This window comes from Pantoea sp. GCM10028869 (genome assembly GCF_042666835.1).
Taxonomy (GTDB): Bacteria; Pseudomonadota; Gammaproteobacteria; order Enterobacterales; family Enterobacteriaceae; genus Pantoea; species Pantoea leporis.
This window is the reverse complement of record NZ_JBHTGO010000004.1, coordinates 80,623-92,796: the sequence shown is the minus strand read 5'-3', so window position 1 is coordinate 92,796 and position 12,174 is coordinate 80,623. Positions and strand designations below refer to the sequence as shown.

Genomic DNA, 12,174 nt, shown 5'->3' with positions numbered 1-12,174 from the left:
TTGGTACCCTTCCAGTAGCCGTTATCACTGACGTTGGATAAGCGGTTGAACTTTATTATCAATAGCCTCTCGTGCACGGAAGATACGCGAACGTACGGTACCGACCGGGCAATCCATGATGACGGCAATCTCTTCGTAACTCAGACCATCCAATTCCCTGAGGGTGATGGCCATACGAAGATCTTCGGGAAGCGCCTCAATGGTACGAAAGACGATTTGTTTCAGTTCTTCAGACAACATTAAGTTCTCAGGGTTCGAAATTTCTTTCAGTGCACCCGCACTTTCGAAATTTTCCGCATCGATAGCATCCACATCACTGGATGGCGGACGTCGCCCCTGAGCAACCAGATAATTTTTCGCTGTGTTTACCGCGATGCGGTACAGCCATGTATAAAAGGCGCTGTCGCCACGGAACGATTCCAGTGCGCGATACGCTTTAATAAAAGATTCCTGAACCACATCAGGCACATCGCCTGACGGAACATAGCGTGAAACCAGGCTCGCCACTTTATGCTGGTATCGAATCACCAGTAAATTAAAGGACTTTTGATCTCCCTTCTGAACCCGCTCAACGAGAACCTGATCCGTTAACTGCTCGCTCATCCGAGGTAATATCTCCCCAAAACTTTTTTATGCGTGAGTGAACTGCCAGCACATCTCATTGTTCTGAGCAAGCATGCGCTTAGAGTGGCCCTTTGGCCCGAAGTTCACTACGACCAGAATTTTCCGTATCGGAACCACGACATCATTGTTGTTGATTGTCTTTCAGTGTAGCGACTTGCCACGCTGGTGGTGTCTTTTGCGGCACCGATAATCGCTGGCAGAGTACCTTATGACGCCGTCATTTTCACCTTTATTCCCTGAATTTTCAGAGTGTTTGATATAAAAAACACATTGTGCTCAATTTCAGAGTTAACTCACTGAATTCACGCTACTATCTCTACCCGCTGAATAATTTTTCCGCGCAGTTGGTTCAAAATACTTCACAGCACCCCCATCACGGCTTATGCTCAAGCCACCTTTTGTTTAGTAAATTAAACATCATGACTTCTCTCCCGGAATATCAGTGTGATGTCCTCATCGTCGGCAGCGGTGCGGCAGGTTTATCGTTAGCGCTGCGCTTAGCGCCGCATTATCAGGTTACCGTGCTGAGTAAAGCGCAGGTGAATGAGGGCTCAACGCTGTATGCGCAGGGCGGGATTGCGGCGGTGTTTGATGAAACGGACAGCATCGAATCACACGTTGAAGACACGCTGGTTGCGGGTGCCGGCTTGTGCGACCGCGATACGGTGAGCTTTATCGCCAGCAACGCGCGTCACTGCGTGCAGTGGCTGATTGATAACGGCGTTGCCTTCGATAAAGAGCCGCAGGCTGAGGGTGAAGCGCGTTACCACCTCACGCGCGAAGGTGGGCACAGCCATCGCCGCATTCTGCATAGCGCCGATGCCACTGGCCGCGCGGTGGAAACCACGCTGGTAAGCCAGGCGCTGAGCCATCCTAACATCCGAATTATTGAACGCACCAATGCGGTGGATTTGATCCTTTCCGATAAGCTTGGCCTGCCCGGCAAGCGCCGCGTAGTTGGCGCGTGGATCTGGAACCGTAAACGTGAACAGGTGGAAACCTGCCGCGCGCGCGCCGTGGTGTTAGCCACCGGCGGCGCAGCAAAAGTCTATCAGTACACCACCAATCCGGACGTGGCCTCTGGCGATGGCATTGCCATGGCGTGGCGCGCCGGTTGCCGCGTAGCGAACCTCGAATTTAATCAATTCCATCCCACCTGTTTATTCCATCCGCAGGCGCAAAACTTCCTGCTGACTGAAGCGCTGCGTGGTGAAGGTGCCTGGCTGTTGCGTCCTGACGGCACTCGCTTTATGCCTGACTTTGATGAGCGTGCCGAGCTGGCACCGCGCGATATTGTGGCGCGCGCCATTGACCATGAGATGAAACGGCTGGGCGTCGATTGCATGTATCTCGACATTAGCCACCAGCCGGAAAGCTTTGTGCGCGCGCACTTCCCGATGATTTACGAAAAATTGCTGACCTTTGGCCTCGATCTTACTAAACAGCCGATTCCGATTGTGCCAGCCGCGCATTACACCTGCGGCGGCGTGATGGTCGATCAGCAAGGCCGTACAGATGTTGACGGGCTGTATGCGATTGGCGAAGTGAGTTACACCGGCTTACATGGCGCAAACCGCATGGCGTCCAACTCCCTGCTGGAGTGCCTGGTTTACGGTTGGTCTGCGGCTGAAGATATGATCGCCCGCTTGCCGGACATCGCGGCGGTAGAACATCTGCCCGCGTGGGATGAAAGCCGCGTTGATGATGCCGATGAGCGCGTAGTGATCCAGCATAACTGGCATGAACTGCGATTGTTCATGTGGGATTACATGGGAATTGTACGTACTACTAAGCGTCTGGAGCGCGCACTGCGGCGCATTAATTTGCTGCAACAGGAGATTGACGAGTACTACGCGCACTTCCGCCTCTCTAACAATCTGCTTGAGCTGCGCAATCTGGTGCAGGTCGCCGAACTGATGGTGCGCTGTGCGCTGGAGCGCAAGGAGAGCCGAGGGTTACACTTTACCCTCGACAATCCCGATCTGCTGGATGAAGCGTTACCGACCATCCTGCAGCCCGAAGCTAGCGGAACAGGTAAAAGTCTTTCACCAGGCTGAGCCAGTCGGCTGAATAGCTTTTATCTTCATCACGAATGGCGAGACGTTCCAGCAAGGTTTCGCCGGCGGAGGGAGAAAAACCTAACACCACGCGATTCGGCGGGCGCTGCGCATAGGCGGCGACATCGTAGCGATAACGCAAATGCCAGCCATCCGCCAGCGCCAGTGAAATCAATGCTTCGCCAGCTTCAGCCGGCAGCACCACGCAAAATAGCCCTTCTTCTTCAATCAACTGGGCGGCACAACGCAGCAGCGTCAGATGGTCGAGCGTGGCGGTGCTGCGTGCGGTATCGCGCGCGACACTGCCGCTTGCCATACCGGGCGCGAAAAAAGGTGGATTACTGACGATGAGCGAGAAGCGTTTTTCACACTGTTCGCTCCAGCTGACAATATCCCGATGGTGGACGTGGATGCGATCCGCCCACGGCGAAGCCTGTATATTTTCCTGCGCCTGCTGCGCTGCGCTGGCTTCCAGTTCGACGGCATCAATCTCTACCGAATTGGGCGTACGTTGTGCCAGCATCAGCGCAATCAAGCCACTGCCGCAGCCAATATCGAGGATGCGACGCGCGCCGGCTACTGGCGCCCAGGCCCCGATTAACACGCCATCGGTGCCGACTTTCATCGCACAGCGATCGTGCGCCACGAAAAATTGCTTAAAGGTAAAACCGTCTTTTCTTAACGTCGGCCGCGCGTGCGGCTGGTCCTGAGACATACTTCACTACCATTGAATTTTTTACTGCCGGAAGTGTAACGTGGTGGCGATGGGAATTCACCTGCGCCGGTAATACCTACACAAACAGATGAAGATTATATTCGTTCTGTCTATAATCAGCGCCCCAAACTGAGGTAGACCATGACCGTAACCACATTCTCCGAACTCGAACTCGACGAAAGCCTGCTACAAGCTTTGCAGGAAAAAGGCTTCACTCGCCCTACTGTTATTCAGGCCGAGACCATTCCTGCCGCGCTGGAAGGCCGTGACGTTCTGGGTTCGGCTCCAACCGGGACGGGGAAAACTGCAGCGTTTTTGCTGCCCGCTTTACAGCATTTGCTCGATTTCCCGCGCAAGAAATCAGGCCCACCACGCATTCTGATAATCACCCCAACGCGCGAACTGGCGATGCAGGTTGCCGATCACGCGCGCGAGCTGGCTAAACACACGCATCTGGATATCGCCACCATCACCGGGGGCGTGGCGTATATGAACCATGCCGAAGTATTCAGCGAAAACCAGGACATCGTCGTCGCGACCACCGGCCGTTTGCTGCAGTACATCAAAGAAGAGAACTTTGACTGCCGCGCCGTAGAAACGCTGATTCTCGATGAAGCTGACCGCATGCTCGATATGGGCTTTGCGCAGGACATCGAAACCATCGCCGCAGAAACCCGCTGGCGCAAACAGACGCTGCTGTTCTCGGCGACGCTGGAAGGTGAGCACATCAAAGACTTCGCCGAGCGTTTGCTCAACGAGCCTGTGTTTATTGAAGCCGACCCAAGCAAAAGCGAACGCAAAAAAATCCAGCAATGGTATTACCGCGCCGATGATTTAGAGCATAAGAATAAGCTGCTGATTCACCTGTTGAAACAGCCAGATGCCACGCGCGTCATTGTATTTGTGCGCAAACGTGAGCGCCTGCATGAGCTGGTTACCTGGCTTCATGAAGCGGGCATCCGCACCAGCTATCTCGAAGGCGAAATGGTGCAGGTCAACCGTAACGAAGCCATCAAGCGTATGAATGATGGCCGCGTGAAGGTGATGATTGCCACCGACGTTGCTGCGCGCGGTATCGACATCGACGATATCTCGCACGTGATTAACTACGATTTGCCGCGCACCGCAGATACCTATCTGCACCGCATCGGCCGCACCGCGCGTGCGGGCCGTAAAGGTACCGCGATCTCGCTGGTTGAAGCGCACGATCACGTGCTGCTGGGCAAAATCACCCGTTACATCAACGAGCCGTTAAAAGCGCGTGTGATTGATGAGCTGCGTCCAGAAAGCCGTGCGCCAAGTGCTAAAGTGACGGGAAAACCGTCGAAAAAAGCACTCGCTAAGCGTCAAGAGCGTAAAGAGAAAGAACAAGAGAAACCGCGCGTCAAACAACGTCATCGCGATACCAAAAATGTGGGTAAACGCCGCAAGCCAAGCGGTAGCGATGCACCAAAGTCTGGTGCGGAATAAAACAGCACTCGCTGTAATTAATCGCCTCTTTTGAGGCGATTTTTTTGTTTTAAGCGTAGCGAAAACGCGCTTTCGCTATCATCCGCCCTGAAGAACCGTTCTTTTAAACTCGCCAGATAAAAAAAGCCGCGCCAATCAACATTGGCGCGGCTTGTATTGCTGTGTGTCTTTTCGTCAGCGCTGCAATTACAGGCTTTCGGTGAATGTACGTGTAATCACGTCACGCTGCTGCTCTGGCGTCAGCGCGTTAAAGCGCACGGCATAGCCAGATACGCGAATGGTCAACTGCGGATATTTTTCCGGATGATTGACGGCATCTTCCAGCGTTTCGCGGCGCAGCACGTTAACGTTCAGGTGCTGACCACCTTCGATGCGCACCTGCGGTTTCTGCTCAAGTGGAATTTCACGGTAAGCGATTTCGCCGAGATCGCTGATAGCAACAACCTGATCTTCTGCGAAATCCCCTTTGGCGCACAGGCAGCGCGCTTCGGCTTTATCATCGTCCAGCAGCCAGAATGAGTTCAACAGCTGTGGATTATTTGCCTGAGTAATTTGAATACCGGTAATCATAGTAGGTCTCCAGGGCTTTACGCTGTCGCAACTGGGCAGCGAGGTTCATAAGGTTTTGGAATGCTGTGGTATATCACTGCAGGAAAAGCGCCGTTTTGACCTGTATCAATTTCGTCCAGTCACGATTACACGCTGAAAACCTAACAAATTGATTCATAACAACTTCGCTAATTAAAATTTTACGTAAATATTCAAATTATTTTTACCCTTCTGCTGTTGAGTCCGACACGTTAAGCTAGGCGCACTATTTTGCAGGGAGTCAACGATGGCTGAGAAGCTGACCTGGCACGACGTGCTGGCTGAAGAGAAAGAGAAACCTTACTTCATGGAAACGCTGAAAGCGGTGGCCAATGAACGCGCTGCCGGCGTAACGGTGTATCCGCCGCAGAAGGATGTGTTTAATGCCTTTCGGCTGACCGAACTGGGCGATATCAAAGTGGTGATTTTGGGGCAGGATCCCTATCACGGCCCGAATCAGGCGCATGGTCTGGCTTTTTCCGTTCTGCCCGGCGTGGCGATCCCGCCATCATTACTGAATATGTACAAAGAGCTGGAGCAAGATATGCCTGGCTTTGTGCGTCCTACGCACGGTTTTCTCGAAAGCTGGGCAACACAAGGCGTGATGCTGTTAAACACCGTGTTAACGGTGGAAGCCAGTAAGGCGCATTCGCACGCGCGCTTTGGCTGGGAAACCTTTACCGATAACGTCATCAGCGCCATCAATCAGCATCGCGAAGGGGTAATTTTCTTGCTGTGGGGTTCGCATGCGCAGAAGAAAGGCAGCATCATTGATACGCAACGTCATCATGTATTGAAAGCGCCACACCCTTCTCCGCTCTCCGCGCATCGTGGCTTTTTTGGCAGTAAACACTTCTCGCAGGCGAATGCGCTGCTCAGTCAATCGGGCCAGTCACCGATTGACTGGATGCCGGTGTTGCCTTAATAAACAAACGGCCGCATTAAGCGGCCGTTGTTATTACAGCGACAGATTAGCCTTTGGCTTTGGTCACTGCCACCATCGCCGGACGCAGCAGGCGACCATTGAGGGTGTAACCGCGCTGCATCACCATCAGCACGTGATTTGGCGCCATATCTTCTGATTCCATCATCGACATCGCCTGATGGATCTCTGGATTGAATGGCACATTGGTTTCGCCCACCACTTCCACGCCAAACTTACGCACCGCGCCCAGCAGCGACTTCAGCGTCAGCTCGATACCTTCGATCATCGAAGCCAGTTCAGCGTTCTCTTTGTCTGCCACTTCCAGCGCGCGCTCCAGGCTATCAATCACGGGCAGCAGTTCGTTGGCAAATTTCTCCAGCGCAAATTTATGCGCCTTTTCCACGTCCATTTCAGTACGGCGACGAATATTTTCGATCTCCGCCTGCGCACGCAGCTGTGCATCACGCACGCCGGTTTGCGACACGGCTAACTCGGCTTCCAGTTGCGCGATACGCTCATCACGCGGATCCACCTCAGCGGTTGTCTCTGCGTCCACGTGCTGCTGATCCTGTTGAATTTCGTCTGAGACTTGCTCGTTTGGGGTGTTATGTTCTTTACTACTCATGAATTTCTCCGCGTTTTGCACATTCATCTCGCTGGTTGGCTTATTATGGGGATCAGTTTGACGGTTTCAAGTAAACCCATCACATTGCCTGGCCGTTTTGGCTTATAAGGAACTCGCGCTAAATGAACAAACACTTTAACTGCATCGGGATTGTCGGCCATCCGCGCCATCCTACTGCGTTAACCACCCATGAAATGCTCTGGCGCTGGCTAACGGCAAAGGGTTATGAGGTGATTGTCGAGCAGCAGATTGCGCGCGAACTGGATTTGAAAAATGCCCAAACCGGCAGCCTTGCGGATATTGGTCAACGCGCTGATTTAGCTGTGGTGGTTGGTGGCGATGGCAACATGCTTGGTGCTGCCCGTGTGCTGGCGCGCTATGACATTAAAGTGATTGGCATCAACCGTGGCAACCTCGGTTTTCTCACCGATCTCGATCCGGACAATGCGCAACAGCAGCTGGACGATGTGCTGCAGGGCGATTACTTCGTCGAGAGCCGCTTCTTGCTGGAGGCGCAGGTATGCAAAGAAGCGTGCTCGCCGCGCATTGGTAGCGCCATTAATGAAGTGGTGCTGCATCCCGGTAAAGTTGCGCATATGATTGAATTCGAAGTCTATATTGATGAGGTGTTTGCCTTTTCACAGCGTTCCGATGGTTTGATTATCTCCACGCCGACCGGCTCCACCGCCTATTCGCTTTCGGCGGGCGGCCCTATTCTGACGCCGTCGCTGGATGCGATTACGCTGGTGCCCATGTTCCCGCACACGCTTTCTGCGCGTCCGCTGGTCATCAACAGCAGCAGCACCATCCGCCTGCGTTTTTCTTCCCTGCGCAGCGATCTCGAGATCAGTTGCGACAGCCAGATTGCCTTGCCAATTCAGGAAGGTGAAGATGTCCTGATCCGCCGTAGCGCCAATCATCTCAATCTTATCCATCCTAAAAATTACAACTATTTTAATACCTTAAGTTCAAAGTTGGGCTGGTCTAAAAAATTGTTCTGAAAATCAGCGCTGACTACTTTACTGTATAAAAAACCAGGATATACTGTATGTAAAACCATATCTGTTTTTACATACAGGTGATTCTATGCTGGCACAACTGACCATCAGTAACTTTGCTATCGTTCGTGAACTGGAGATCGACTTTCATCGTGGTATGACGGCAATCACGGGTGAAACCGGCGCAGGTAAATCTATCGCCATCGATGCGCTGGGCCTGTGTCTGGGCGGCCGCGCTGAAGCAGATATGGTGCGTCAGGGTGCCAGTCGTGCTGATATCTGCGCCCGTTTCCAGCTCAAAGCTTCGCCTTCCGCACAACGCTGGCTGGTGGAGAATCAGCTGGATGAAGGCAATGAGTGTCTGCTGCGGCGTGTGATTAGCGCGGATGGTCGTTCGCGTGGCTTTATCAACGGCACATCGGTGCCGCTGTCGCAGTTGCGTGAACTGGGCCAGTTGCTGATTCAGATTCACGGCCAGCATGCTCACCAGTTGCTGCTCAAATCCGATCACCAAAAACATCTGCTGGATGCGTATGCAGCCCACGATGATTTGCTGTCTGAAATGCGCCAGCACTATCAGCGCTGGCATCAGAGTTGCCGCGCGCTGGCACAGCATCAGCAGCTTTCGCAGGAGCGTGAATCCCGTCGCGAGCTACTGCAGTATCAGTTGAAAGAACTCAATGAATTTGCCCCGCAGCTGGGCGAATTTGAACAGATTGATGAAGAGTACAAACGCCTGGCGAACAGTGGCCAGTTGCTGTCCACCAGCCAGCAAGCGCTGCAAATTCTCGCCGATGGGGATGACACCAACCTGCAGAGCCTTCTTTATAGCGCTCGTCACATGCTGGGCGAACTGGTGACGCTGGATAATAAAGTCAGCGGCGTGTTCAATCTGCTGGAGGAAGCCGCGATTCAACTCAGTGAAGCCAGCGATGAACTGCGTCACTACTGCGAACGTCTGGATCTCGATCCCAATCGCCTGCATGAGCTGGAGCAACGTCTGTCACGGCAGATTGCATTGGCACGTAAGCACCATGTCGCACCTGAAACCTTGCCGGTGCTTTATCAGCAGCTACTGGATGAAGCGGAACTGCTTTCGCAGCAAGAGAGCGATCAGGAAACTTTGCAGTCTGAAGTTGTCGCTCACCACAAAGCCGCGTTAGTCAGCGCTGAAAATCTGCATCAACTGCGTGAGCATTCCGCTCAAGAATTGAGCCAGCTGATTACGCAAAGCATGCGCACGCTGGCAATGCCGCACGGCCAGTTTGCCATTGTGCTGGAGTTCAATGCCGATCAACTCACCGCAGATGGCGCAACGCGCATTGATTTCCGCGTTACGACGAACCCAGGCCAGCCGCTCCAGCCGCTGGGCAAAGTGGCTTCCGGCGGTGAGCTGTCGCGTATCGCTCTGGCGATTCAGGTGATTACCGCACAGAAAATGGAAACACCGGCAATGATCTTCGATGAAGTAGATGTTGGCATCAGCGGCCCAACCGCCGCTGTTGTCGGCCAAATGCTGCGTCAGTTGGGCGAGTCAACACAGGTTATGTGTGTCACGCACCTGCCGCAGGTTGCCGGCTGCGGTCATCAGCACTTTTACGTCAGCAAAGAGACCGATGGTGCGATGACAGAAACGCATATGCAGCCGCTGGATAAACGCGCGCGTCTGCAAGAGTTGGCGCGTTTGCTGGGCGGCAGCGAGGTGACGCGCAACACGCTGGCCAACGCTAAAGAACTTTTAGCCGCCTGATACCGCACTTTTTTCCCGGCTGGTGGTCATATGCTTGCTCTGTAGAGGTTTCAAATAGCGAAAAGGTTTATTATCATCGGCAGTTATGTCGTCTGAGTAATAAAGCCTGCCGCAGGCAGAGTTCAGAATTTGATGGCAAAAAAATAGCCTGCTGAAAGGCGTTTGGCCCCAGAAAAGGAATATATAGATGCGCTGTAAAACGCTGACTGCCGCGGCAGTAGTAATGTTGATGATGACCGCTGGATGTTCCACCCTTGAGCGCGTTGTGTATCGTCCGGATATCAATCAGGGGAATTACCTGGTCGCCAACGATGTGTCGAAAATTCACAACGGCATGACGCAGCAGCAGGTTGCCTACACGCTCGGTACGCCGATGATGCGCGATCCGTTTGGCAGCAACGTTTGGTATTACGTGTTCCGCCAGGAACCAGGCCATGAAGGTGTGAAACAGCAAACGCTGACGCTGACCTTTGACAGCAACGGAACACTGACTAACATCGACAATAAGCCGAAGCTCTCAGGCAAAGAAGGCTAAGTGAACGGCAATAAAAAAGGCGCTTAAGCGCCTTTTTTCGTTTTTACATTCCGACTATTTCTTCTCAGCTGACCGCTCTGCGCGTTGACGCCGTAACTCTTTCGGGTCGGCAATCAGCGGACGATAGATCTCAATGCGATCACCATCCTGGACGGCATCACCCAATTTTACCGGGCGGCTATAAATCCCAACCTTATTCGAGTTCAGGTCAATATCTTTACGCAGTGACAGCAACCCCGAAGCCTTGATCGCTTGCTCCACGGTTGCGCCTTCTTCAAGCGTTACGGCACGCAAATACTGCTTATCTGGCAGTGCGTAAACCACTTCCACGCTGATATCAGGCACGATAAACCTCTTTTGCGCGCTGACTGAACGCCTGCACCATGCTATTTGCCAGCTCTTTAAAGATGCGGCCGAACGCCATTTCTACCAGCATATTGGTGAACTCAAAATCGAGGTTCAACTCAACCTTGCAGGCATCATCACCTAATGAAGTGAAATGCCAGCCGCCGGTCAATTTACGAAACGGGCCATCAACCAACTGCATCAATATGCTTTGGTTGCTGATCAGCGTGTTGCGCGTAGTGAAAGTTTTACTGATGCCCGCTTTCGAGACATCAACGGCCGCGGTCATTTGATCTCCGCTGTTATCCAGCACGCGACTGCCGGTGCAGCCCGGCAGAAACTGAGGATAAGCATCCACGTCATTCACAAGACGGTACATCTGTTCAGCGCTATAAGGGACCAGCGCTGAACGACTAATCTGGGCCATAATGGTTCCTGTTCATCACAAAACCATTGAATAATACCATTTTCAGTCACCAAACAAAAATTCACGGCTTTGCTTGCTGTGCTAAAATGGAGTGTTTTTTACCGCCCTGCAGGACAGGGGATGCGCCCATAAACTGAGTGATGTAGACTACGCCGCACTATGACAAAGAAAAAAGTTAACAAACCCGGTTCAGCCACTATTGCCCTCAATAAACGCGCACGTCATGAATACTTCATTGAAGAAGAGTTCGAGGCGGGTATGTCGTTGCAAGGATGGGAAGTCAAATCACTCCGTGCCGGTAAGGCTAACATCAGCGATAGCTACATTCTGTTGCGCGATGGTGAAGCTTACCTGTTCGGCTCTACTTTCCAGCCGCTGGCGGTTGCTTCGACGCATGTGGTGTGTGATCCCACGCGAAGCCGCAAGCTGCTGCTGAAACAACGCGAACTCGATTCGCTGTACGGTCGCGTCAACCGCGAAGGTTTTACCGTGGTTGCGCTGTCGATGTACTGGAAAAATGCCTGGGCCAAACTGAAAATCGGTGTGGCGCGCGGTAAGAAAGAGCACGACAAGCGTGACGACGTGAAAGAGCGCGAATGGAAGATGGACAAAGCGCGCATTATGAAGAATTCAAAGCGTTAAGCGCTGGATTTTGGCGTCGCTTGTCTGTAGTATTGAAATTTCTTGGGGCTGATTCTGGACTCGACGGGATTGTGAAGCCTTAGGAGCATGCCGAGGGGCGGTTTGCCTCGTAAAAAGCCGCAAAAAAATAGTCGCAAACGACGAAAACTACGCTTTAGCAGCTTAATAACCTGCTTTGAAGCCCTCTCTCCCTAGCTTCCGCTCTTAAGACGGGGATCAAGAGAGGTCAAACCCAAAAGAGATCGTGTGGATGCCTTGCCTGGGGTTGAAGCACTAAATCTAATCAGGCTAGTTTGTCAGTGGCGTGTCTGTCCGCAGCTGGCCGGCGAATGTAAAGACTGACTAAGCATGTAGTGCCGACGGTGTAGTAATTTCGGACGCGGGTTCAACTCCCGCCAGCTCCACCAAAAAAGGTTGTACAGTGGCAGGACACTGACTGGAAAGTCAAAGCGTTAGCTACTGAGTCTGGACAG

At 52.8% G+C, this 12,174-nt stretch carries 13 protein-coding genes and 1 other RNA gene; 8 read left to right on the top strand and 6 right to left on the bottom strand.

All coding sequences use genetic code 11. The features are described 5' to 3' along the window. Positions 1 to 24: 24 nt before the first annotated feature. Positions 25 to 603 carry an RNA polymerase sigma factor RpoE gene (gene rpoE, locus ACFQW4_RS11780; protein WP_007886161.1) on the bottom strand — a complete coding sequence of 193 codons (579 nt, stop codon included), beginning with the start codon at positions 601 to 603 and terminating at the stop codon, positions 25 to 27. A gap of 440 nt (positions 604 to 1,043) precedes the next feature. On the opposite strand from rpoE, the gene nadB reads away from it, so the two are divergent. Beyond that, positions 1,044 to 2,681: an L-aspartate oxidase gene (gene nadB, locus ACFQW4_RS11775; RefSeq protein WP_101763455.1), complete on the top strand. Its 1,638-nt coding sequence runs from the start codon at positions 1,044 to 1,046 to the stop codon at positions 2,679 to 2,681. On the opposite strand, the gene ACFQW4_RS11770 is transcribed toward nadB, so the two are convergent. Beyond that, the gene (locus ACFQW4_RS11770) at positions 2,647 to 3,396 is read right to left on the bottom strand and encodes a tRNA1(Val) (adenine(37)-N6)-methyltransferase (protein ID WP_377725497.1); all 750 of its coding nucleotides are present in this window, start codon (positions 3,394 to 3,396) and stop codon (positions 2,647 to 2,649) included. The genes nadB and ACFQW4_RS11770 overlap by 35 nt on opposite strands. Positions 3,397 to 3,537: 141 nt before the next feature. On the opposite strand from ACFQW4_RS11770, the gene srmB reads away from it, so the two are divergent. Then, complete coding sequence (srmB, locus tag ACFQW4_RS11765) at positions 3,538 to 4,866, top strand: ATP-dependent RNA helicase SrmB (RefSeq protein WP_377725495.1); 1,329 nt, start codon at positions 3,538 to 3,540, stop codon at positions 4,864 to 4,866. Positions 4,867 to 5,052: 186 nt separating this feature from the next. On the opposite strand, the gene grcA is transcribed toward srmB, so the two are convergent. Beyond that, complete coding sequence (grcA, locus tag ACFQW4_RS11760; RefSeq protein WP_008101535.1) at positions 5,053 to 5,436, bottom strand: autonomous glycyl radical cofactor GrcA; 384 nt, start codon at positions 5,434 to 5,436, stop codon at positions 5,053 to 5,055. 265 nt (positions 5,437 to 5,701) lie between these two features. Between grcA and ung the strand changes: the two genes are divergently transcribed. Continuing rightward, a complete protein-coding gene (gene ung, locus ACFQW4_RS11755) occupies positions 5,702 to 6,379 on the top strand; it encodes a uracil-DNA glycosylase (RefSeq protein WP_377725493.1) in 678 nt (225 codons plus the stop codon). A 46-nt stretch (positions 6,380 to 6,425) separates the two neighbouring features. On the opposite strand, the gene grpE is transcribed toward ung, so the two are convergent. After that, entirely contained in the window at positions 6,426 to 7,004 is a 579-nt protein-coding gene (grpE, locus tag ACFQW4_RS11750; protein ID WP_336768686.1) for a nucleotide exchange factor GrpE, read from the bottom strand. A 122-nt stretch (positions 7,005 to 7,126) separates the two neighbouring features. Between grpE and nadK the strand changes: the two genes are divergently transcribed. From nadK to bamE, 3 genes are all read left to right on the top strand, one after another. Continuing rightward, on the top strand, positions 7,127 to 8,005 hold the full coding sequence (nadK, locus tag ACFQW4_RS11745; RefSeq protein WP_061718023.1) for an NAD(+) kinase: 879 nt from the start codon (positions 7,127 to 7,129) through the stop codon (positions 8,003 to 8,005). Between the two features lie 85 nt (positions 8,006 to 8,090). Next, entirely contained in the window at positions 8,091 to 9,752 is a 1,662-nt protein-coding gene (gene recN, locus ACFQW4_RS11740; RefSeq protein ID WP_137386306.1) for a DNA repair protein RecN, read from the top strand. A 187-nt stretch (positions 9,753 to 9,939) separates the two neighbouring features. Next, a complete protein-coding gene (bamE, locus tag ACFQW4_RS11735) occupies positions 9,940 to 10,287 on the top strand; it encodes an outer membrane protein assembly factor BamE (RefSeq protein WP_101763449.1) in 348 nt (115 codons plus the stop codon). Between the two features lie 54 nt (positions 10,288 to 10,341). Here bamE and ACFQW4_RS11730 read toward each other — a convergent pair whose 3' ends face one another. Beyond that, positions 10,342 to 10,632, bottom strand: coding sequence for an RnfH family protein (locus ACFQW4_RS11730; protein ID WP_137386307.1), 291 nt, complete (start codon positions 10,630 to 10,632; stop codon positions 10,342 to 10,344). Continuing rightward, complete coding sequence (locus ACFQW4_RS11725; protein WP_008101549.1) at positions 10,625 to 11,059, bottom strand: type II toxin-antitoxin system RatA family toxin; 435 nt, start codon at positions 11,057 to 11,059, stop codon at positions 10,625 to 10,627. Before ACFQW4_RS11725 ends, ACFQW4_RS11730 begins: the two co-directional genes overlap by 8 nt. Before the next feature lie 159 nt (positions 11,060 to 11,218). Here ACFQW4_RS11725 and smpB point away from each other — a divergent pair, with 159 nt between their 5' ends. Both smpB and ssrA read left to right on the top strand, forming a co-directional pair. Continuing rightward, on the top strand, positions 11,219 to 11,701 hold the full coding sequence (gene smpB / locus ACFQW4_RS11720) for an SsrA-binding protein SmpB (protein WP_007886141.1): 483 nt from the start codon (positions 11,219 to 11,221) through the stop codon (positions 11,699 to 11,701). A 44-nt stretch (positions 11,702 to 11,745) separates the two neighbouring features. Beyond that, positions 11,746 to 12,108: a transfer-messenger RNA gene (gene ssrA, locus ACFQW4_RS11715) on the top strand. Positions 12,109 to 12,174: the final 66 nt, after the last annotated feature.